Below are 23,408 nucleotides of genomic sequence, written 5' to 3'. Positions count from 1 at the left end.
AAACATTCCCACAACCTGTACCTTCTATTACTAATGCCACCCAACCCTCATCTTCTGTTGAAACTTCTTCAGAAGTGCAGTCGCTGTATAACAATGTTTTTGGACCTGAGGCTTCTCAGCCTTTGACCTCTCCTGATAAAAGCAGTTGTAGTCTCTCCAAAAACCTACCGTCTTTTTCAGCACCACTAACAGGATGGGTTCTTCCTCTCGCTTTTTTACTTGTTATTGCACTTGTTAGCGCACCTAGATCCTCTCGGATTCCAGCGAATCACGATCGAGCAGCAAGAACGGTTAAGCACCGCATTCACTTAGAGCATTGTATATTTAGAGAGTAGATAGAGGGCCTCTCACCCTTTTTATTTACTTTTTGGAGATACATTTGTGTACAACACACGAACCCATAGCGTTGCTGATCGTTTAGCAGCCGCTACTCGCATATGCGTAAAATTTCTGGCTACGTTATTAATACTGTTGCCAATGGCTGCTTATGCTCAAAGCACAGGCTGGATCAGCGCACCTGAGCACCCACCCGTAAAAATGCGGATGATGTCGACAGGCGAACAATCAAACGACGGAAAGGTCATTCAAACTGTCCTTGATGTTGAGCTTTCTGGAGAGTGGAAGACCTATTGGCGCAGCCCAGGTGAAGGTGGTATTCCGCCGAGCTGGGACTGGTCAGAGTCGAGCAATATCGAATCTGTCGAGTGGCATTGGCCCATTCCAAAATACTACGAGCAACTGGGTGTGATGACGCTCGGGTACAAAAAGCACGTTAGCTTCCCGGTGACGTTAACGCTAAAAGACCCGAGTCAACCCGCACTGTTTCGCGCCAAGTTGACGTTCCCATCATGTACAACCATCTGCGTGCTTCACGATTACGCAATTGAGCTACCTATTGATGGTCAATCACTCGCTCTTGATGAACAGGCAATGTTCTTGTTCAACCAAGGCATGAGTCGTGCTCCTAAGTCTGCTTACCACGTATCAAACGAGCAGTTGTTCTGGGACAAAACCAATCAGCAGCTTGTGGCTCAGCTCGACAATGATCAAGCATGGGACAAGCCGCAAGTTTTGATTGATGGTGAATCTGTCATCGATGACTTTTTTGCTCAGCCAACTCTGCATATCACAAACAACACACTAACCGCAGTATTTGACGTTTCAAATTGGTTGGGTGAAGTCGACCTTACAGAGCGTGTCGTTAACGTAACCATCTCGGATACCAGCTTCGCAGAAGAGTTGTCTGCTACCGTCGGCGCTCAGCCTATTGCGTATGAAAACACAACCCAAGGCTTCTGGGTCATGGTTGGATTTGCGCTGATTGGAGGATTGATTCTCAACATTATGCCGTGTGTGCTGCCAGTGCTTGGTATGAAACTCAACAGCATTGTCCAGAATCAAGGGGCATCAAATAACCACATTCGGATCTCGTTTATCGCGTCAGCACTAGGGGTGATGACTTCATTTGCCCTACTTGCGACGGGGATGACGTTACTCAAACTGGGCGGCAATGCCGTTGGTTGGGGCATCCAATTCCAGAGTGTTTGGTTCATCACATTGATGTTAATCATTACCCTACTGTTTTCACTCAACCTACTTGGTTTGTTTGAGCTTCAACTCCCCTCAGGAATGAGTACATGGATGGCGACACAGGGCGACAATTCGCACTCGGGTCATTTTGTGCAAGGCATGTTTGCTACGCTGCTGGCGACACCTTGTAGTGCTCCTTTCTTAGGGACGGCGGTTGCCTATGCTTTAGGCGCCAGCTACGTCGAACTTTGGGCTATTTTCTTAGCACTTGGTTTAGGGATGAGCTCCCCTTGGTTGGTATTTGCTCTGTTCCCAAGTTTGACACGACTCCTACCTAAGCCTGGCACCTGGATGAATAAAGTGAAGCTATTGTTTGGTTTCATGATGTTTGTAACCAGCCTTTGGTTAGCTAGCCTGCTTAAGCCATTTATCGGGTTATTTCCGACCATTGTTCTTTGCACGACGATGTTCATCGCTGTATTGATTTGGGTAGGAATGAAACTTGGACGTAAAGTAATGGCGCCTCTCTTGGCGATCACGACTGTACTGTCTGGTGTCGGCTTAATTGCCGGAAGTATGACGGCAGAGCGCTGGAGAACCCCTATCATTGACGATCTTCCATGGCAGCCGCTCGATGCTAAACAAATTCCAGCCTTGGTCGCTCAAGGTAAAACGGTATTTGTCGATGTCACCGCCGAGTGGTGTATCACCTGTAAAGCGAACAAGGTAGGCGTGATCTTGCAAGATCCTGTCTATGCTCACCTCCAACAACAAGACATGGTGCTGATGAAAGGCGATTGGACCACGCCAAGTGACCGCGTTACGGACTATTTGCAAAGTAACGGTCGCTACGGTGTTCCATTCAATATTGTTTACGGCCCTGATGCACCAAAAGGTATCGCACTGCCGGTCATCTTAAATAGTGACACGGTGGTTAGTACTATCGAATCTGCGAGGTAAACAATTATGGCTCAACCCAAGACCAATGAAACGGAACAACTCGCTGAAAAGAAAGGCGGAGTCAGTCAGCGCATTAAACGTTGGAGCAAAGAGCTGCTATCCATCCTACTTATTGTCGGCATTATCTCTGCAGCAATGGATTTCTATCGCGCACAGTCTATGCCTCAAGGTGATGCGTTACCTATGGTGGGAACGACAATTCAAGGAGAACAAATCGATCTCCTAGAGCTGAGTAAGCAAGGAGAACCTGTGATTGTCTACTTCTGGGCTACTTGGTGTGGCGCGTGTAAGTTCGTCAGTCCAAGTGTCGATTGGTTAGCGAAATCTCACAATGTCGTCTCTGTCTCTTTGTCTTCCGGCTCTGACGAGCGAGTATCGCGTTATATGCAAGCTAAGGACTACAGCTTTGGTGTGCTCAACGATACTAACGGTCACATTGGCCGTGATTGGGCAATCAGCGTCACGCCGACTATTGCCATCATTAAAGATGGAGAAATCAAAAGTATTACAACGGGTGTCACCACACCTCTGGGCATTTGGTTACGCGCAGCCTTGGCGTAAACAACCTAACTGATAACAACGCCACTCTAACTAGACATGAAGAGTGGCCTCAAATAGAGAATCAATAATGAAGAAACATCTACTGGCTGGCGTTATCCTTAGTGCTTTATTTTCTACCACAGCACTCGCAGCATTAAGCTCTCAACAAGAGCAACAACTGGAAGAGATCAACACCTTTCTGAAAGAGAATCCAGAAACCATTTCTGGCCTACATACCAGCTTACAGCAATATCTAGCGGGTAAGGAGCAAGCAGAAAAGGCACAAGCTAACAGTCATGATTGGCTTTACAACAACCCTGCTCATCCAATCATGGGAAATCCAGACAGCAAAAACATCATCATCAACTTTACTGACTACAACTGTCCTTACTGTAAACGTCTAGAGAAGGCATTAGGTCAACTCGTCGAAGAGAGTAACGACATTAAAGTGATTAATGTTTACATGTCATTCAAGCAGCAGAAACTCGATAAAATTGACACCAACTCTGCGCTCTACGCGATGAATGTGTGGCAACAAAAACCAGAAGCGTATAGCGAAGTTCATGATCTCCTTGTAGCAAAGAGCGGCTTACATACCACTCGTTCTCTGGAAGCGGTAGCGAAAAGAACAGGCACAGAAGACCTGTTAAAGTCGACACCTGAGCTGGATTCTGTTCTTACAACCAACCATCAAACATTTTCTGCGTTGGGTTTAACTGGGACACCAACAATGATCATTAATGGTCAGCTTCTTCCGGGATACATGCCTTATGACAGGCTTAAAGACGTCGTAGACCAAGCGTTTTAAGTCAGCATAAAAAATGGAAGCGAATTACGCTTCCATTTTTCGTCATCTCAATGAAATTAAAGTGGTTTCAAAGTGTCATCATTAGTCCACATAAGTTTCATTTACTGCGACTAACTTAGAGAGTGTTGAGACAAAGAGCTCAACAAACATGCCTACTCTATGGCCACTGTCCTTTAACCGAGCTCTGCTCGATTTTTTTTTATCTATGATTTATCGGTGCTGTTTCATCTAACACAGTAAACGCGCAACTAAAGCACCAGGCTCTCGAAGCGCATCCACGTTGTAACTCAATACGTGCCCTTTCGAAGGCGATAAATAGCGACGACATTCATTGCCAAACGCATCATATTGAATGGCTAACAGATCACCAGCGGTAACCTGCTGTAACAGCGTCACTTGAGGCAGTACAAAACCACCAATATCTGCTCGTATGGAGACAACACTGTCACCTGCGACCCAATCGATATCAGGTAAGGAAGAAGCTTCGAAGCTTTCATCCAACATGCCGTAATAACCGAGAATATTGAATACCCCATCCACCGCACGCTGAATCATTTCTGGTTGGGTCACTTTGCCCATTCCTACCTCAACGGTAATGCTTGGAATACCACTTCGGTTCCAAACCGTTTCCAAAATACCAGGATCACCGGGATCATTTAGAACACAATCAGGTCTCATTAGGCGTGCCATTTCAACACACTGTTCGATACGATAATCTGCGAATACATATAGTGGGTAAACCGCACCACGAGTTTGGGTATGAAGATCAACAGCAAACGTGGCATTGCGCTTCAATAAATGCTCCCATAACGATGCCACAAATCTTTCGGCCGCTAAGCCATGAGCATCACCAGGAAATAGTCGGTTTAAGTTAGCAGGGCACGAACCTGGATCCGAGGAGACAAAGTCACGGCTATGATTCAACAGGCCCGGTAGGTTAACGGTCGGTACAATCGTCACCGTCCCTTTCAACGTTTTACCGACTAGCTCACGAATGATCTGTTGCGCGGCAAGCACACCATTCAGCTCATCACCATGAATACCCGCAGTTATCATTAGCTTTGGCCCGTCTTGGCTCCCTTTGAAAACAGACACAGGCATATTCTTAGGCTGACCAAGCCCATCACTGGTCACTTGAAACCAAAACTGGTGCTCTCCAACTGGGAGATCGTCAACATTAAGAGAGGTAATTACCTGTCTTCCTTGTAATACATCTCCTAAGTACTCTGTTTTCATTCGGTTTCCCCGCCATTGCGCTTAATTTAATCCGTTTACCACAGGTTGAATCATAACCTAATCGATCCTCATAACAACCTTTAATTCCATGAATGAATTGAGTCATAACAATAAGTTACCCCTCGATTTCCTCCTCCCGTTGCAAACGAATAAAAAATCAAAAACAACCCAATAATCGATTATTCATTCACTATCAAAAATAAAAATGAAACAAAAGTGCAATGAAATTAATAACTAATAAAAAGTTCCCTATTCACGAAAATGTAATTTCTCAGAAATGAAAGCTTAATTTGGCTGCTCTAAATTAACCCCATCTCGAAAAGAACGAGCACTACGCTCACGGAATTTACAATACAAGGTAAGTGATTATGAAAAAGGCAGTTCTAGCTTCTGCAGTGGTAGCAGCACTAGTTTCAGGTTCATCTCTAGCAGCAACAGTTTACAGCTCTGACGGCACCGAACTTAAAATCGGTGGTCGCGCGGAATTCCGTGGTGACTTCATCGGTTCAGGTGGTGCAGAAGTTGAAGGCTCAATGGAAGACAAAACTCGCTTTCGTCTAAACCTAAAAGGTGAAACGCAATTAACTGATACAGCAACTGCGTTTGGCTTCTATGAAGCAGAGCAAGGCTCTGGCGACGATACATTTAAAAACCGTTACATGTACGCTGGCGTTGACTTTGATGGCCAAGCTATCTCTTTCGGTCGTCAAGACATGGCATCGGTTATCGTTTCAGATTTCACCGATATCACTGAGTTCTCTGGTGTTCAGCAAGTTATCGATTCAGCTTCTGATAAAGAAGACGGCGTATTTGCATACCGCGGTGGCTTTGATGCGCTTCAACTAGAAGCAACTTACAAAACAAACAGCGCAAAAGATTCTGATGGCTACGGTATCTCTGGTGTTTACTCACTGCCTATCGGTCTAGATCTTGGTCTAACTTACGCAGCTGAAGATTTGGGTGCTGGCGCAGGTAGCGCAAACCAAATTCTAGCGGGTGTTGCTTACTCTTTAGACAGCCTATATCTTGCAGCAACTTACTCAATGGGTGACCTAAACGACAAAGCAACGCTGACTGACGAAGAGTCGTTCACAGCGATGGAATTTGCGGCGCAATACAAGTTCACTAAACAAATCTCTGCAGCAGCGGTATACACATACCAAGAGAATGAACTAGCAAACGGCACCAAAGTTGATGCGGTAGACGGTATTGAACTGGCAGGTTACTACAAGTTCAACAGCAACTTCCGTACTTACCTATCGTACTACCTAAATGGTCTAGACGAAGTTAAGACTGCAGGCGTTGTAACTGAAGGTGAAGATACGCTTCGCCTAGGTGTACGCTACGATTTCTAATCTAGTATCCTACACAGAATCTCAAAAAGCTGAGTAATTACTCAGCTTTTTTGTTTCCTTCAATTATTTCGACCAACTTCATCAACTCTTTTTCTGGTTTCATTGTTCTAAATACGTATCATACGTAAACCACATCAATGAACTAGAAACATTATGTCTCAACATCACCCGATTCAAGGCGCAAGCTGGATGCTTACCGCTGGCCTTGCATTCGCAATCATTAACAGCTTAACCCAAATCGCCAGTATCCATTTTGGGCTCGCCTCCACGACAGTTGCTGTTATTCAATACGCCATCGCTTTCTTTGCAATTCTTCCTTACTTGCAAACACTCGGGATCCGCAGAGCTCTACAGACCAACAATCTAAAAATGCACATCGCTCGTGTGTTCTTATCGGTTATTGGTATCCAGTTGTGGATATGGGCGCTCGCATACCCAGTGCCGATTTGGCAAGGCATTGCACTTCTTATGACCTCGCCACTATTTGCGACTGTGGGTTCAGGTTTATTCTTAAAAGAGAATGTTGGTAAAGCACGCTGGGGCGCGACGCTTGCTGGCTTTGCTGGCGCGATGATCATCCTCGAACCATGGGCGGATGACTTTAGCTGGGCAACGCTATTGCCGGTAGGCGCCGCATTTTTCTGGGCATGTTACTCACTGATGGTGAAAAAGCTCTCATCTGACGATAGCCCTTCTACTATGGTGGTGTACCTGTTGTTACTCATTACACCATTTAACATCTTGTTGGCAGCCACTGAATGGCAAATGCCGAGTGGCTTTAACATCTGGGCGATCCTTGTTGTTATTGGCGTGCTCACCGCGCTCGCACAATGGGCGATTGTAAAAGCGTATTCGGTTGCAGACGCGTCATTCGTTCAACCTTTTGATCACGCGAAACTGCCTCTTAATGTACTCGCTGGTTGGATTGTATTTAGCTGGGTACCACCAGGGCGTCTCTGGCTTGGCGCGGCGATCATCATTGCTTCTGTTGCTTTCATTACCCATAGGGAAACCAAGAAAGAGCGTTAATTTCGTCTTACACTGTTTTACTTCTTTGTTACTCAGAAAACTGCGAATCAATTAGGAAGTGAAGATAAATTTAAATTTCTTTGAAAGAAAAATTAGAGCTTATCGTTCTATATTTACAAGAGATTTAAACGAGGATGTCACTATGAGCAAACCAATTAAAATTACCTTATATCGCTGGGGCGGAAGCTGGGGACCATTTAAAGTCAATATCCCTTGTGGTGAGTGTACCCTGACCAAAGATATTCTACAGGATACGTTTGATAATGAATTATCTGATGTCGACGTAGAGTTAGAGGTAAAAGATTGGCTGTCTCATTGGTGGGAGCCGTTGAAGTATGGCGCTTGGCATGCTCCGATCTTAGTCGTAGAAGGAAAAGTTGTTAGCCAAGGTGAAGCACTAAACCGCGGTGTATTGGTGCAGTCTGTTATCAAAGAGTGGACTGAGCGTGATACCCTTAAAGGCAACATCGTTTATGGTAAAGCAACCTGCCCTTTCTGTGTAAAAGCTAAGAAAATGCTTGATGAAGCCGGCATCGAATACCAGTATCACGATGTAGTAAAAGACAGCGCAGCACTGTACCGAATGATCCCAGAAGTTAAGGCACATATCGGACAAAAAACACCAGTCACCGTTCCGCAAATTTGGCTAGACGGTCAATACATTGGTGGTGCTGATAATCTAGAAGCTTGGATGAAAGAGAAAGGGCTAGATACCATTCCAAACAACGTAGTAGACCTTTCTAACCAATCCAATGGCTAAGGTTTAGTATCGAAAATCATCGCTCAGAATTTTGTGTCCATCCACAAAGAGACGTATCAACAGTGATTTCATTAAAACTGATGTTATGTTGAGTACGAAAAAGGGCTTAAGCATTTCGCTTAAGCCCTTTTAAAATCCTTTAGAACAATGACTAGTTTGCCATTTTCTTCATCATTCGTTTAACGAATGAAATTTTCTTCTGTTTTGGTTTGCCATGTAGCGCTTCGTGCATCATGTTTTTCGCTACAATATGACCCACGTAAACATTGCCTAATTCGTAACTCATAATAATCACCATACATGTAATAAATTTTCTTTACGTGGTAATTTTACACCTAAACAACCCAAAAACAAGACTTTAATCACACTTTTTGGTAACTAATTTACATAACATAACCTAAAGTCGACAACGGGTACAAAAAAGCTCTACCGAAGTAGAGCTCATACAGGAACCAATTAAGCTGTCATCTAACCTTATAAATAGTCCAGTTAATATCGAGTCGATTAGCTACGTTTAGGTTGACGGTATGTTTTGCCCGCTGTTTGGTAAGTTTCTTTCTGCTTAACACCAAACATAGAATCAAAGAACCACGCAGCGAATTTAATCAAATCGTCACCTTCATTCATTACATGCTCAACAAACTCTTGCTCTTCACCCTGCTCATTTTCTTGCTGAGTCACATGGTAAATACGCTTCTCATTTTCTACTTCAGCCAGCGCAAATTGACCACTCAATGATGCTGCGGCTTCCGCGACTTCAGCCTCTTCGCTGCTTTTTAGCAGTTCCAGAGCTTGAGGAAGTGTCTCAAGATCACAGATAGCCTTTACCAATGTTTCGAATTCTTTATGCTGCATGATTTATTTACCTATTAAATGAACTCGCACATTGTAAGAAACAGCGTCGCTAAACTCAATCATTACGATGCATACTGCTTTGAACCGCTGCTCTTCTCAATACGGCGCTTGTTCGAAGCAAACAACACCAAGCCCATCACACTGCCTGATACCATATAAAACCAGCCAAGCTGAACGTGAGTCGTTACCCAGGTTTCAACTAAGTAGCCGCCTAATAACCCAGCCAAGCACATCTGGATGGAACCAGAAAGTGCAGAAACGGCACCCGCTTGTTTTTTATGAGGCTCAAGAAGCATGCTGATCGATAAGGGAAAAGAGATACCTTGTGCAATGGCTAACCAAGTAAAGGCCCATATAAGATTAAAGATCGTTAGTTCACTCACCAGCAACCACGTACCTGCTGCAAAAATGATCGTTATTGCAGTTGCCATCAATTGCGTCGTTGAAAAGCGTTTATTGAAGATATTCAGTAATACGCTACCCATCATCAGGCCTGCGGAAGGGACTATCATAAGTGAACCATAGTCGGCCGCACTCAATCCGAGTTGCTCTTGCATCAAAAATGGGAACAGAGACAAGGTCACTAGGCTTGCAAGATAACTCACCCAGTTATAGCTCGCGCTGCCGACGACTTGGCGATTCAACAACAAGCTTCCATAGTTTCTAATCACCCTTTTCCATTCAAATCGGCTTTTGCCATAAGGCAAGGTTTCTGGCAGTACAAAGTAACCCAAGGTATAGATGGCTGATAAATAAATCAAAACAAACAGAAATACCGATTCCCAACCCAAGTGAAATGCTATCCACCCGCCAAATACAGGGGCAATGATTGGGATAATAGAAGCCGTTAGCGAGATATAAGAGAGTGCTTTGGTCAGTTGGCCTCCATCGTAGCTGTCTCTTAGCACGCTACGCCCCAGGACCGAAGCACTACCAGCACCCAAGCCCTGTAATAGACGGCCAAACTCCAATGCGCCAACACTGTCGGAAAAGGTAAAACAGATCACCGTACCAATCAGATAAACGCCTTGACCAAGTAAAAATATCGGCCGGCGACCGACTGCATCTGACATAGGACCATAAAACAGCTGAGATGCACCAAAACCCACTAAGAAAAGCGTAACAAGAAGTTGAACATCGACCTGAGAAATATTCAGATCCGATGAAATCAGTGGCAGTGATGGCAAGTAAATACTCACACCCACTTGCCCGGTCGCAATGATCATCATTGCAAGGAGCAGTGGCGTCTTTTTAAAGTCAGATGCGTTCAATATCGTTCCTTTTGATTCAATTTTATTCATATAATGAGTCTACATTCAAAGCTACGCGATGATAATTAGCCACTTTGGAATTAGATTAAGTCCTACTAGGAATGAATATGGATTGGATTCTTAACGTTAAGAGCTACATAAAAGTAGTCGAAGAAGGCAGTTTCAATGGTGCAGCAAGGGCGCTAAATACCACCAGCTCAGCCATAAGTAAGCGCGTTAATTGGCTAGAAACTCGCATTGGCACACAGCTACTAAAGCGCACAACTCGCTCTATTAGCCAGACAGAAGCGGGCGCACTGTTTTACACGCGCTCAAAGGCACAGTTGGAAAACTGGCAATCTATCGTAGACGAGACACGTTCTGTTAACCAAACCCCTGCAGGTCTGCTGAAAATCGGCGCCACCATTGCAGTTGGGTCCAAATTTCTAGTGCAGTATCTTGATGATTTCTTGGAAAAATACCCAGATATTAAGGTTCAACTGATCACCACAACACCTGGCCAAGTCCCTGAGCTTAGCCTAGATCTCGTGATTAGCCGCGAGTTGGAGCAACTCAACTCACTTGCTTTCAAAAAGTCACCTCTCTTTGAACATAAGGCGGGCTTTTATGCAGCCCCAAACTATCTAGAAAAGCACGGCACCCCACAAGACGTTTCAGAGTTAGGGAAACATAATTCCTTGGTGTGGGGAGAACGCCCTGATCGAGAGGTAAGGCTCGCCACAGGTAAGCGGATAACGCTTAGAGGAAACTTTGCGACGACTAACCCAGAAGCTCTCTTTCACGCAGCGAAAAGAGGTATTGGTATTCTATTAACCAACGGCACCATCATCAAAGAGGAACTTAAACAGGGTAACTTGGTTCGTATTCTGCCAGACGTAACCGCGGATGAACTCATGGTTTATGCTTACTACCCTAGCCTCGACTACTCCCATACGTTAACCACACTCTTTTTAGACCACTTAAAAGAGCGATTAAGACAAGAGGGAAGCCCGCTCTATTAACCCTTGGTCACGTTGAACGATGAGTGAGAAAAGTTCTCAACGATATTTGAAATCTAATCAATAAGCGCCATACTAACCAATGTGCATATACTAAATTTAATAAGCAAATGGCTAGGGGGTGCATATGATATACGCCCATAAACGCACTGAAATTGAGCTCAAAACTGTCGGTCAACTTCTAGAGTTAGATGGCTTAGACCTTCTCGAATCTGCCGTTTTGAGTCTACATAGTGCTTACGATACTGACTACACTAGTTTGGTTGAACGTAAGTACTTTCCCGATCAGATATCACCCATGATCATTGCCCACGATCATCGTATAAATCACGACAGAATTAACCCTTTGCATCGCCAGCTCTATCAAGAAGCTGTTCGTCATCATCACCCGGATAGCAATGCTGCAAGACATATCGTTAACCTATTGCCGTCGGAAGCTTTTACCCAAGTAGTTAAAACTAATCATTTATTGGCAATACCAACCAAAACACCAAGCGGTGAAGTGATGGGAGTATTACTTTCATCTTTTAAGGAGCCTTTAGATAACAACCTTCAACAACAGGTGATTCAACATCATCAGATCTTTGCCAATATCATGACTCATACTCTTAGAGAGATGTGGTTCAACGATCGATCAGAGCAGCTCGTCCACCAGCTCAGTTATGAAGTCTCTCACGACAGTCTTACTGGCCTACTCAATCGCTCATGTTTGGCGGACACATTAGAGTCGATTACTCAGCAGAGTCACCCTCCTTTTACCTTGGCAATTCTTGATATCGACAGCTTCAAAGCCATCAACGACATGCATGGCAACTACATTGGTGACAAGGTACTGCAGAAATTGGCAGACATTCTCAAAGCAGTAGTGCCTGAGAAGAACCTAACATTCCGAACAGCTGGCAATGAATTTGCCTTCATTACCTATCACTCGGACCCTTTCAGTGTTTGCGACGCCATATTGAGGGAACTCAAACACAGCCGTATCGGTACGACACTGCAACTCGACTTCAACATCAGTATTGGGCTCGCCCGCTCCCAAGATGGGATGAAAGATATCGAGCAACTTATTTTTAATACCAGCCTTGCTTTGAAAGCGTGTAAGCAGGCTGCGAATACTCGTGTTAAGTGCTACGACACACACCTCAGTGCGGCTTATCATCGTAAGGCAGAACTGATCGCCGCATTAAAAACCGAGCTTTCTCAGCCCATCGACCCACGTTCAGAACAAGGCTTAACTGTTGTAGTTCAACCGATAGTAAGTGAGCAATCCCAACGGTGGGATTACTTTGAAGTGCTCGCTCGTTGGCGCACGAACAAACATGGCAATATATCCCCTGTTGAGTTTATCGAAGTGGCTGAAGAGTCGGGGCTGATCGTTGAGCTAGGGGAAAGAGTCATAGAGCTCGCCTGTAGAGCAAAAGCGCTTTTAGAAAATGGTCTTGGTTATCCGGTAAGGCTCGGCATCAACTGCTCAGCCCACGAACTGCATGACAGCCAACGCTATCTCAACTACTTAACCAAGATGATCAAACATTTTCGTTTCGATAAACGTGACTTTGTTATTGAACTGACAGAGACCGTATTACTATCCCCAACTGAAGAGACCAAGAACGTACTCAGTACTATGCGGCTACAAGGCTTTACCATCGCACTCGATGATTTTGGTACTGGGTACTCTAGTTTGAATTACATCCACAGCTACCCTATTGATTGCATCAAGATCGATGCAACCTTTATTAAGGGACTACTGACCAGTGACACGGCAGAGAGTGTCGTTTGGCTCATCGTTCAACTGGCGAATCGACTAGGTGTGTCCTTGGTGGCTGAAGGGGTCGAACATAAAGGACAGCTCGAAAAGTTGCATACGATGGGGTGCGATAAGATACAAGGCTTTCTCTTCTCTTGCCCTCTGCCCGCACGTGACATGATCGCCAAGATACAGGGTAGATCAAAAATCGAACTCACTGTTGATAGAGATGAAATTGAATCGCAGCTAGAAAACGAAAGGTGACAAACAAGACACTAGAAGCCATTCCCTGGGCCATAAAATAAGCCGCGAATAACTCATTATTCACGGCTTATTTTTGAGTTTCAAACTGACCTAAAGGCTAGCCTGATCCGCTAACAATGCATCGGCTTTATCACGCAAAGCAAAGAACTCGGCTTTCTCTTTCTTAGGCACCGAGTTTGCCATCGGGATATTTGCTTTCATAGCGTCTACCGGGCGGCCACGTTCAATCAATTCATAGTGAAGGTGAGGACCAGTAACACGACCTGTTTTACCCGAGAGTCCAATACGCTGACCACGCGAAACTTGCTGGCCTTTGCGTACCAAAATCTTACTCAAATGCAAGTAGCGCGTTTTGTAAGTGCTGCTGTGTTGAATCACAACATAGTTACCCGCGTATGGATGCTTGCGCGTCATGATAACAGTACCATCACCCGTCGATTGCACTGGCGTACCAATTGGAGTCGCAAAGTCGGTGCCGTTATGAGGTGAGACACGACCTGTTACTGGGTGCAAGCGTTTCGGGTTAAAACTCGAGCTTAAACGCCAGTTTCGGCTTACTGGGTAGCGCTGGAAAGCTCTCTGTAGGCTGTCGCCTTTGGCATCATAATATTGACCGTCACTATGAAGATAAGCGGAGACTAAACGACCTCGATTAACGATCTTCACCGCTTCTATTTCACGCTTACCTGTTGCGACACCGTCCACATACTGAGCACGTTGTAATACCTCAAAGGTATCACCCGCGCGTAAGTCACGACTGAAGTTAAGCTTGTCTTTCAATAACGAAACCACTTGGTCGATCTCAACGCTACTCAAACCAAGTTTGTTTGCCGATGTCGAGAAGCTTCCGTGAATAGCACCAACCATTGGCTTTTGTTTCCACTCGCCAGGAATAGAGATATCTTCAAACTCATAACTGCCATCTTCAAGTCGACGATATACAACCTTATCAGCGACGTTGAAGCTTAACTCCATCTTCTCAAGGTTGTTTGTCTCTTCATTACGCCAAAAACGCAATTGGTTACCTGGCTGAAGCGTATCAAGTGCTAAGTAGTTTAAGTCCGTCTCCATAACACTCATCATCGACTGATAAGAGAAACCTAATTGAGTGAAGATACCACTCAAGCTATCGCCAGTTTGAATCTGATACTCGAATGTCGGTGGCTCAATCACGTTGTGTGATGGAGAGAGGATTGACTCAATCACGGTTGAGTCTGGTAAGTTGAGTTCAATGGTTCCCGTTAAACTCGACTGAGATGAATTGATCGCCACGCCAATTAAGGCGAATACGGGCAATCCCAAAATGGTTATCTTTTTTACGGGCGAAAGCGCAGCAAACGGAGATGAAAATAGTTTTGAATACACGGTAAACAGGTCTTTCTACGATATAAAGACCATAGGATATGCTTTTCAAACGCATAAATCATCAATACATTGTCATAATATGACCGCAATCTTACTCGATCATGCTAAGTCATTGAGTTATTGTCGCCGAACTCTCCAGTATCTATTCACTGTGGAAATAAAAAAGCAGAGACATTACTGCCTCTGCTTTATCATCCAGTTTAAAGAGTCAATCGCGGCTATGCGTTTGCCGTCGACACTAAGCAGTTGTCTTCGCCAAACTCATTCGGGATATAGCGATCAGCATTGGCATCATTAACCCATTGTTGATCATCCACTAGGTAGCGGAATTGAAACTCCCCATCCTTTGGTAGACGTGTTTTGAACTTGTAGACCTTTCCTTTTGCCAGTTTCTTCATCGGCGCAGCCTTCCAGTCCAAGAAATCAGCGACAATAGACACTGAATTCGCTTCTTGAGCCTCTAGCTCAAAGGTCACTTCTACTTCATCTTTGGTTTTAAAAAAGCGTTTGTTAATCATTCGCAAGCTCCATTTGTAAAAATTGTCCAACACAAAACCAATTTTGTGTCTAAATTTCAGTCAACTATCTAAGATAATATGTAATTTGGCTCACATAAACAACAAAACAATGCACTATTAAAACCTTTAATGCACTTCAATTGATTGCTTATTTACTCTAAAGCTCAACATCACTTTCTCGTCAGGAGCCTCTGAGTAAGATTGCTGGGTACTATGTTGATTAAAGCTCACCAAACCCTGATAGCTATTTCGCGCTTCACCACCAGCATCAGTAACATCCAACGTTTCTAATTGAATACGATCACCCAATAACAGCTCATCGACTAATACGACTCGGCTACGCGCTTTATCAAACTTAAACAGGGCCAAGTAATGAAACACGCCAGAGCCTTGGTTAGAAACCCACATTGGTGCAACAAACATCTGGTGTTGTTCAACGGCAAAAGCGACGATCTTATCAGTCGCGACTTGTACGGTTCCGCGCTCTGCACCTGAATCATATCGACCAGAAGCGATGTGCTTGGAATCCATATACTCGTCAATAAAAGCGAATGCTTGGGTCTCTGGCACTTTAATCGTCCAAGGGTTTGTGGCCTTTAGGTCAAACACCAGTTCAACCACAGGATCGTAGCTCACCTGAGACGAAGGGAACTTGGCGAGTATCTCCTCATCGGTCAAACTAAAGCGATATAGCCCCGCTACAATCACAACCACCAGCATCACTATCGGGATTAGCAGGATCAGCGGAATCGGTAAAATTTTCTTTTTCATGAACTTCTATTCTTTGATTTTCATCGACTTGTGCAGACCTTAAATGGCTTTAGTATAATTAGCAATATGAGCTTAACCAGAAAGCGAGTTGTGCATGAATACAAACAGTGCGAATGAGAAAGCTGTAAGAAGTTGTGAATGTCGTTGTGGTGCTATCAGCTTAGTTTGCCGTGGTGAACCACTCAGAACGGCGGTATGCCACTGCTACGAATGCCAAAAGAGAACTGGCAGTGTGTTTGGCGTGCAGGCTCGATTTGCCAGCGAACAAGTCACCCTAAGTGGAGAAGTCACCAGCTTTTCGCGCATTAGCGATAGCGGCAACGAAGTTCACTATCAATTCTGTCCAAAATGCGGCACTACTATGTTATTGCAAACTACAGGTGCTCCGGATGCTCTCATTGTGCCCCTTGGTCTATTCAAAGAGCGGGATTTCCCTATTCCAAGCTTTTCCGTTTATGAAGAGCGCAAACATGGCTGGGTGAAGTTTGATTGTGAAATGGAACGCTTTAACTAAATCGCGATTGATTGCCTAAGATCAAACTCTCTCTGTGGACAACGCTAGCGTTAGATTTTGCTAGCGTTATAATCCGCCCCTTCTTTTCTTCATCAGGCCACGCACATGATCTCTAAACTCCCTCGTTGGATTGAATATGGTGCACTTTTACTTGCCGGGCTAGCGGGCAGTGTTAACGCAATTGGCCTGCTTGGGTTCCAACATCAAGCGATTTCACACCTCTCTGGCACCATCTCACTGCTGGGTAGTAGCCTACTCACCCCATCGTTAATCTCTTGGCATCTAATTCTGATCATTGTCAGCTTTATGCTAGGTGCAGCATTCAGTGGATTCTTTATAGAAAATCAAGCGCTCAAGCTAGGGCGACGTTATGGTGTCGCACTCTGTATTGAAGGGGCACTGCTATTTACAGCGTTGTGGGCACTACTTAACGGCTATGCTTATGGTCAATACTTCGCGTCAGCGGCGTGTGGACTACAAAATGCAATGATCACGACTTATAGTGGTGCCATCATTCGCACTACGCACATGAGCGGTATTATTACTGACCTTGGTATTATGATTGGTGCACGCTTAAAAGGTACGCCCTTCGATCGCCGTAAGGCCAAGCTGCTACTTTTTATCGTCATCGGCTTCTTATCAGGCGGTTTAGTGGGCGCTTGCCTATTCCAAAAATTCGAGATTACTGCATTAGCCTTCCCAGCTTCTTTTGCCTTTGTGATCGCGTTTGTCTACTGGCTATACCTCTACCGCCAAACGAATAAGCTAGATATTTTATAAAAAACTAGCAACATAACGAAAACAAAAGTAACATCTGCGAAACTTTATACTAAACTTTCTGGCAATGGCAGCATGCAGGTGGTGAATATTTACCGATCTACGATGAATAGTATTGCAAGTTCACATAATACTATGTAGTCTTGCCGCCAATGAAAGAATACGGATGTTTAGTGCATAAAAATGCCAAGGATGTGGCTTTTTACGAGTAGATATACGAGAACTATACAATGTCTAACAACATGAACACTGCAAATACTGAAAAATCAAAAAGCAGTTTCTGGATTTTCTTAATCCCATCGCTCATCGGTTTATTCTTATTCATGGCGCCTATCAGCTATGAAGGTGACCTAACCATTCCAGTTGCAATCCTTGCAAAGTCCATCCAAGCCGTATTTGGTGATGTGTTGGTACCTGCAATCACTGCGATTGTTGCGTTTATGGCGCTCGCGTCCATTTGCACTAAACTTTTCAAGCCTGCGTTTATTCAATCTAGCCCATTCTTAAACGGCCTATTCAATCCTTCTCCTTTGTGGTTAGCGGTACGTGTTATCGGTGGTGCAGCTGCAGTGATGACCTTCTTCCAAGTAGGTCCAATGGCAGTATGGGAAGAGAATACAGGTGGACTAGTACTTGAAGGCCTACTGCCAACGCTATTCTCTGTTTTCATCTTTGCGGGTCTTCTGCTTCCACTGCTTCTTAACTTCGGTCTACTAGAGCTATTTGGCACACTATTAAGTAAAGTGATGCGCCCGATCTTCAACCTACCAGGCCGTAGTGCGATCGATTGTATGGCATCTTGGTTGGGTGACGGCAGTGTTGGTATCTTATTAACCAGCAAGCAGTACGAAAACAAATTCTACACTCAGCGTGAAGCTGCGGTAGTTGGTACTACATTCTCAGCAGTTTCTATTACATTTAGCCTTGTGGTTATCGCACAGGTAGAACTAGAGCACCTGTTCCTACCTTTCTATGCTGCGATCTGTCTAGCTGGTTTCGTTGCTGCGGTTGTGATTCCTCGCTTACCACCACTAAGCATGAAAAAAGACACATTTATTGATGGTTCTAAACCACAAGAAGATGCTGACGCTATCCCAGCGGGTCACAGCACGTTTTCTTGGGGTCTTGAGCTAGCCGTTAGCAAAGCATCTCAAGTAAAGTCAGCTAAGGGTGTCTTTGGTGAAGGTGTTCGCAACGCAGTAGATATGGTGTTTGGCGTACTTCCAGTTGTAATGGGTCTAGGTACTATTGCTCTGATCATCGCTGAGTACACGTCTATCTTTGCTATTTTGGGTCAACCCTTCATTCCGTTCCTAGAGCTACTAGGTGTACCAGAAGCGGTTGCAGCATCTGAAACTATTGTTGTCGGTTTTGCGGATATGTTTATCCCTGCCATTCTTGCTGCCTCTATTGATAACGAAATGACACGTTTCGTGATTGCAGCGATGTCGGTAACACAGCTTATCTACATGTCAGAGGTCGGGGCATTGCTACTTGGAAGTAAGATCCCAGTTAACATTTTTGAACTGTTTATCATCTTCATTCTTCGTACATTGATTACCCTTCCAGTTATCGCAGGCGTAGCGCATTTGATATTTTAATTACGCTTGATGCAAAGATATTCAAAGCCTCACTTAATGTGAGGCTTTTTTATTTCTCCACCTATATAAAACCCCTTGTATATTATTTAAGCACTCACATCATTTATAAATTAAATTATATTGATAAGTATTAAAAATATCTGAGTAACCCACTCTTCAACTTAAACTCAACAAGAGCCCAAGCCTTATGCATCATAGGTGCGCAAACGATTAACATACTTTCAACACAAGTCTATGAACTTTAATGAGAAATATATAAATAAACAACATACGGAATTTTATGTTGTTTATTTTGTTGTGGTTTTGTAATCTTTTTTGTGAAAATATCTTCAAGTAAGGAATTTATTTGCCGATATATATAGAACAATAAAAACAATAGTTAATTTGGTCTTCGCAAAGCCTGTGAGAAGGGGAATACTCAATGAAATTTAGCCATAAGGTGGTCGCAGCATCATCGGCCTTACTGCTAGTCACAGTATCACTACTGTCTATTCAGCAGCTATACACTGTTCGAGGAGCGGTTGAGAGTCATGTCAACGCCAGCCTCAAGGAGATGGTTGCAGGTGTGAAAAATACCGTTGTATCTGAAATGACGGCCAAAAAAGCACTTGCCCAATCGACAACTGAAGTTATCGAAATTGCACCGCAAGATCGTGACTACGTAAAAACTATCTTAGAAAAACCAAAACTAAAGAGCAGCTTTCTCGCTGTAGGCTTTGGTTATGAAGCGAATGGTTTTGTTATCGAGAATGATGACGGTTGGGACGCAGGTCCAGACTACGACCCTCGTGTTCGTCCTTGGTACATTGATGCTAAATCTAAAAACTCTCTTGTTGTAACAGCCCCATATGTAGATGCATCAAGCAAAAAAGTCATTATCTCTGTGGGTACACCCGTTAAAGATAATGGCCAATTCACAGCAGGTATGTTCTACGACTTAGAACTGACCAACTTAGCGACACTCGTGAATAAGGTGAACTTGTTTGACGCTGGTTACCTATTCCTAGTCACTGCTGACGGCACGACCATCGCGCACCCAGAAGCGAAGAACAATGGTGAGAAGCTTTCAAGCTACCTACCACAAGCTTCTATTCGCGAAGGTTCGCAGACTATCGAAATTGACGGTAAGTCATTCCTAGTAAGCTTTACGCCTATTCCAAGTGAAAACTGGTATGTGGGTGCGATTCTCGACGAAGAAATTGCTTTCCAAACGGTTTCTGAACTAAAAAGCAGCTCGATCATCTACTCTTTGATTGCTGTTGTTCTGAGCGTTATCGCACTAACCGTACTGATTCGTGTACTAATGCGTCCACTAGACGCACTAAACCAAGCGATCAATGATGTGGCAAGCGGTCAAGGTGACCTAACTAAGCGCCTAGATACCAACACAGACCAAGAGTTCTCTGAACTTGCGAAAGGCTTCAATACCTTCACTGAGAATCTTCAGAAACAGATTATTCAATCGAAAGCGATTGGTGTTGAAATCAAGCGCGGTACTGAAATCACGGTTCAAGGTGCAGAAGAGTCTGCACACGCGATGAGCACACAGCTTCAAGAACTTGAACAGCTCGCAACCGCAATGAACGAGATGGCCGTAACGGCGACCGAAGTGGCAAACAACGCTCAAGGCGCGGCAGCAGCAGCTCGTGAAGCCGATGAAGCGACACTAGATGGTACTTCAGTGGTAAGCGATACTACGCAAGCCATTGACAACCTATCTTCTCGTATTGACCAAGCGGTAGCTGAAGTTGAAGTGCTTGAGTCTGCGACTGCAAACATCGAAACGATCTTGAAAGTAATCAACGACATTGCTGACCAAACTAACCTCCTAGCATTGAACGCAGCTATCGAAGCAGCCCGTGCAGGTGAATCTGGTCGTGGTTTTGCGGTTGTTGCAGACGAAGTTCGAACTCTGGCGCAGCGCACACAAGAGTCGACTACTGAGATTCGCAACATGATTGAACAGCTTCAAGCTGGCGCAAGCTCAGTATCGAACGCGATGAATCAGAGTAAAGACACTGCAACAGATGCAGTAGAGCGTGCTCAAGAAGCGAACTCGGCACTTGACCGTATCCGTGATGCAATTCAACGTATCTCTGATATGAACATTCAAATTGCATCAGCGGCCGAAGAGCAAAGTCTGGTAGCAGAAGAGATCAACAACAACACTGTGAAGATCAAAGACCTATCAACTCAGGTATCTGAATCAGCACAGCAAGCAAACGAAGCAATGCAAGTACAAACAGATAACGTTCGCCAACAAGATGAGTTGCTGAACAAGTTCGTCGTGTAACTCGCGTTAGCGTTCAATAGCTTGATCGCTATTAATGACTGAAAAAGCAAAGGCCAGTTTGAATATCAAACTGGCCTTTTTAATACGAATTGCCGTGCCTGAGTTGCTTAATTAGAACTCAACTAAGCCGATTCACTTTCAGAGTTGGCCAGTAACATCAAGCAGCTGTTGGCTTCCACTTTGAGTGTTAGTGTCTTCTCATCGCTCTCAAACACTTTACCTGAGAGGGTATCAGTCACAGAGCCACACCAAGTCAGATTGGCTGTTTTACTGCGCTTAGACTTGTTAATCACCACAATGCCTTTGTCGCCACGAACGAACACTAATAGATCATCATTCGCTTCAACAACACGCATTGTTTCACCATGAGTAGAGTTGTGGAACTGAATCATTCCACGCATGTATGGCGCTTTCCAATCCTTGAACCAACGTGGCTTACCATCACGGTCTTTGATTCCACTAGTATCAAGCTCGCTATATATCAAAGGCACACCACCATCGCGTCCTAGAATGAATGCGGTAGCCAGTTTCTCAGCATCTTCATCCATCACGTATTCTAGGAATACATCGTTGTTCGGGATATCGTGTGTCACGGCAAAAGTGATCGCTCGCGTATTTGAAAGAGCCTGACCAAAACAGTATGGGTTGATCAACGACTTAAAGCTTCCCTTCTTATCAAAAGCCTTGAAGATAGTATTAAATAGCGGGAAATCGTAAGCACCTAAGCGAGTATGCTTAAGATATGGCTCTAGAAACAGCTCGTACTCTTCTTCAGTTGCACCGCCATCAGTGATGATCTCCCCAAAGATATGCATTTGCTCGCAAATATCGTCTGTCCATACCTTACGCAGGTGCGCTAGAGTCATATGCTTAGCCGCATCAATACGGAAGCCTTTGACACCCATGGCTTTCAATGCTTTCAAGTAACTGCGCTGCTGCTCAACAACGTTTTCGTTGTCTAACAAGGTTGGTAAGCCCGGATCAGTTGGGCCACCAGTAATACGACCGTTCTGCACTTCCCATTTATCACGCCAATTCTTAATGCCAAACGCTTCAACAAAATCGTTCTCATCAAATAGTGGCTTCGACAAATCGCCGAACAATCGAATCGACTCGTAATATTCTGGCGCTTGTTGGTAATCGTTAAGATCGTTTTGATTTGGGTACGTCAGGTCGCTGCGAATGCTCGATTCATTCGCCATATGGTTAAATACCACATCGACATAAGTTCTTAAGCCATGCTGCCTAAGGATATCAACCATTGCAGCAAAGTCTTTTGTGTCACCCAACTGGTTGTCGATGACACGATAATCTTGGGGTTGGTAGCGCTGCCACCATTGGGTTGGTTTCTGTTGTGGTTTGTTCTTATCGCTACGTAGCGACTTCATTGCTGGTGAAACCAATACTGATTTATAGCCTAGCTCTTGAATCAGTGCAGCGTTATCCGCGATGTCGGCATAACGCCAATCGAAGGCATGTAAAATAACATCCGTAGCTGGTTGGTTTAACATTGCTGAACTCTCCATGTGGTTCTCCTACCAAACTCAGTCGCAACCTTAAACTACAGAGTAAAAGACGAAGGTTGCAGATACATTCTCTCTAAGAATGGCGTTAATTATATTGCCATGCCTAAGAATTCCATCCTCCTACCTAGCTAAGGCTTAGGGGGATAAATCAGGGCGTAGCCAAAAATATCGCATAACATCTGGGATGAAGAACTCCACCATATTTAAGGAAAACTGGCTTTAAGTATCAAAAAAGGAGCGTATTTACGCTCCTTTATATTCCACTACACGCTTAATCACTAGGTGCGGTAAAGTACTTTCACTACATGCCAACCAAATTTGGTTTTCACCAAGTGTGGTACTAATGTTTCTCCGGTAAAGCACACTTTGTCGAACTGAGGCACCATTTGGCCCTTTTTGAACTCGCCTAAGTCGCCGCCTTTTTTGCCTGATGGGCAGGTTGAATACTTCTTAGCAAGAGTCTGAAATTTAGCGCCTTTCTTCAGCTGCTTAATAATGTCTTCTGCCTGTTCTTTATGCTTCACTAAAATATGAAGCGCTGCTGCGGTTCTTGCCATGATATTTCTCATTGTGTTGCGATGCGGTGATTTTAACTCAAGACTGACCAATCTTCACTCCATTAAGCTCGGCGAAGCCCAAAACAGCAGTAAAATTGATTAAGTCCCTTGCCGCAGTGCGTGATTCCCTTTA

The 23,408-nt window shown here is 44.4% G+C and carries 21 protein-coding genes; 12 read left to right on the top strand and 9 right to left on the bottom strand.

The features are described 5' to 3' along the window. Positions 1-477 precede the first annotated feature (477 nt). From OCV50_RS17855 to OCV50_RS17845, 3 genes are all read left to right on the top strand, one after another. Entirely contained in the window at positions 478-2,490 is a 2,013-nt protein-coding gene (locus OCV50_RS17855) for a protein-disulfide reductase DsbD family protein (protein WP_261905228.1), read from the top strand. 6 nt (positions 2,491-2,496) lie between these two features. Beyond that, a complete protein-coding gene (locus tag OCV50_RS17850) occupies positions 2,497-3,051 on the top strand; it encodes a protein disulfide oxidoreductase (RefSeq protein WP_261905141.1) in 555 nt (184 codons plus the stop codon). A 67-nt stretch (positions 3,052-3,118) separates the two neighbouring features. Further along, positions 3,119-3,838: a DsbA family protein gene (locus OCV50_RS17845; protein WP_261905140.1), complete on the top strand. Its 720-nt coding sequence runs from the start codon at positions 3,119-3,121 to the stop codon at positions 3,836-3,838. Between the two features lie 228 nt (positions 3,839-4,066). On the opposite strand, the gene OCV50_RS17840 is transcribed toward OCV50_RS17845, so the two are convergent. After that, positions 4,067-5,074 (bottom strand): succinylglutamate desuccinylase/aspartoacylase family protein, encoded by a 1,008-nt coding sequence (locus tag OCV50_RS17840; protein WP_261905139.1) that lies wholly within the window; start codon positions 5,072-5,074, stop codon positions 4,067-4,069. Between the two features lie 368 nt (positions 5,075-5,442). Here OCV50_RS17840 and OCV50_RS17835 point away from each other — a divergent pair, with 368 nt between their 5' ends. The 3 genes from OCV50_RS17835 (at position 5,443) to OCV50_RS17825 (ending at position 8,218) form a co-directional block, all read left to right on the top strand. After that, positions 5,443-6,429, top strand: coding sequence for a porin (locus OCV50_RS17835; RefSeq protein WP_261905138.1), 987 nt, complete (start codon positions 5,443-5,445; stop codon positions 6,427-6,429). Positions 6,430-6,582: 153 nt separating this feature from the next. Next, a complete protein-coding gene (locus OCV50_RS17830; RefSeq protein WP_261905137.1) occupies positions 6,583-7,458 on the top strand; it encodes a DMT family transporter in 876 nt (291 codons plus the stop codon). Between the two features lie 142 nt (positions 7,459-7,600). Next, complete coding sequence (locus tag OCV50_RS17825) at positions 7,601-8,218, top strand: glutaredoxin (protein WP_261905136.1); 618 nt, start codon at positions 7,601-7,603, stop codon at positions 8,216-8,218. 151 nt (positions 8,219-8,369) lie between these two features. On the opposite strand, the gene OCV50_RS17820 is transcribed toward OCV50_RS17825, so the two are convergent. The 3 genes from OCV50_RS17820 to OCV50_RS17810 form a co-directional block, all read right to left on the bottom strand. Beyond that, positions 8,370-8,504: a hypothetical protein gene (locus tag OCV50_RS17820; protein ID WP_255232076.1), complete on the bottom strand. Its 135-nt coding sequence runs from the start codon at positions 8,502-8,504 to the stop codon at positions 8,370-8,372. 218 nt (positions 8,505-8,722) lie between these two features. After that, positions 8,723-9,073, bottom strand: a complete 351-nt coding sequence (locus OCV50_RS17815) for a hypothetical protein (protein WP_261905135.1) — start codon at positions 9,071-9,073, stop codon at positions 8,723-8,725. 62 nt (positions 9,074-9,135) lie between these two features. Then, entirely contained in the window at positions 9,136-10,344 is a 1,209-nt protein-coding gene (locus OCV50_RS17810) for a multidrug effflux MFS transporter (RefSeq protein ID WP_261905227.1), read from the bottom strand. Positions 10,345-10,451: 107 nt separating this feature from the next. Between OCV50_RS17810 and OCV50_RS17805 the strand changes: the two genes are divergently transcribed. Together OCV50_RS17805 and OCV50_RS17800 are read left to right on the top strand one after the other, a co-directional pair. After that, the gene (locus OCV50_RS17805) at positions 10,452-11,345 is read left to right on the top strand and encodes a LysR family transcriptional regulator (RefSeq protein WP_261905134.1); all 894 of its coding nucleotides are present in this window, start codon (positions 10,452-10,454) and stop codon (positions 11,343-11,345) included. Between the two features lie 124 nt (positions 11,346-11,469). Next, the gene (locus OCV50_RS17800) at positions 11,470-13,353 is read left to right on the top strand and encodes a putative bifunctional diguanylate cyclase/phosphodiesterase (protein WP_261905133.1); all 1,884 of its coding nucleotides are present in this window, start codon (positions 11,470-11,472) and stop codon (positions 13,351-13,353) included. A gap of 90 nt (positions 13,354-13,443) precedes the next feature. Here the strand turns inward: OCV50_RS17800 and OCV50_RS17795 are convergent, their stop codons facing one another. From OCV50_RS17795 to OCV50_RS17785, 3 genes are all read right to left on the bottom strand, one after another. Beyond that, entirely contained in the window at positions 13,444-14,718 is a 1,275-nt protein-coding gene (locus OCV50_RS17795) for a peptidoglycan DD-metalloendopeptidase family protein (protein WP_239839679.1), read from the bottom strand. Between the two features lie 218 nt (positions 14,719-14,936). Beyond that, complete coding sequence (locus OCV50_RS17790; protein ID WP_261905132.1) at positions 14,937-15,236, bottom strand: isoamylase early set domain-containing protein; 300 nt, start codon at positions 15,234-15,236, stop codon at positions 14,937-14,939. A gap of 126 nt (positions 15,237-15,362) precedes the next feature. After that, positions 15,363-16,007 (bottom strand): hypothetical protein, encoded by a 645-nt coding sequence (locus OCV50_RS17785; protein ID WP_261905131.1) that lies wholly within the window; start codon positions 16,005-16,007, stop codon positions 15,363-15,365. Between the two features lie 94 nt (positions 16,008-16,101). Between OCV50_RS17785 and OCV50_RS17780 the strand changes: the two genes are divergently transcribed. The 4 genes from OCV50_RS17780 (at position 16,102) to OCV50_RS17765 (ending at position 21,192) form a co-directional block, all read left to right on the top strand. Continuing rightward, complete coding sequence (locus OCV50_RS17780) at positions 16,102-16,521, top strand: GFA family protein (protein ID WP_261905130.1); 420 nt, start codon at positions 16,102-16,104, stop codon at positions 16,519-16,521. 105 nt (positions 16,522-16,626) lie between these two features. Beyond that, on the top strand, positions 16,627-17,301 hold the full coding sequence (locus OCV50_RS17775; protein WP_239839677.1) for a YoaK family protein: 675 nt from the start codon (positions 16,627-16,629) through the stop codon (positions 17,299-17,301). 227 nt (positions 17,302-17,528) lie between these two features. After that, complete coding sequence (locus OCV50_RS17770; protein WP_239839676.1) at positions 17,529-18,899, top strand: YjiH family protein; 1,371 nt, start codon at positions 17,529-17,531, stop codon at positions 18,897-18,899. A 421-nt stretch (positions 18,900-19,320) separates the two neighbouring features. After that, positions 19,321-21,192, top strand: a complete 1,872-nt coding sequence (locus OCV50_RS17765) for a methyl-accepting chemotaxis protein (protein WP_261905129.1) — start codon at positions 19,321-19,323, stop codon at positions 21,190-21,192. 122 nt (positions 21,193-21,314) lie between these two features. Here the strand turns inward: OCV50_RS17765 and OCV50_RS17760 are convergent, their stop codons facing one another. Both OCV50_RS17760 and ppiC read right to left on the bottom strand, forming a co-directional pair. Further along, positions 21,315-22,718, bottom strand: a complete 1,404-nt coding sequence (locus OCV50_RS17760) for an alpha-amylase family glycosyl hydrolase (RefSeq protein WP_261905128.1) — start codon at positions 22,716-22,718, stop codon at positions 21,315-21,317. 278 nt (positions 22,719-22,996) lie between these two features. Continuing rightward, positions 22,997-23,275: a peptidylprolyl isomerase PpiC gene (gene ppiC, locus OCV50_RS17755; RefSeq protein WP_032550441.1), complete on the bottom strand. Its 279-nt coding sequence runs from the start codon at positions 23,273-23,275 to the stop codon at positions 22,997-22,999. Between the last annotated feature and the right edge of the window lie 133 nt (positions 23,276-23,408).

Source organism: Vibrio fortis (assembly GCF_024347475.1).
Lineage (GTDB): Bacteria > Pseudomonadota > Gammaproteobacteria > Enterobacterales > Vibrionaceae > Vibrio > Vibrio fortis.
Note: the sequence above shows the minus strand (reverse complement) of the source record. Positions and strands in the feature narration are given on the sequence as shown.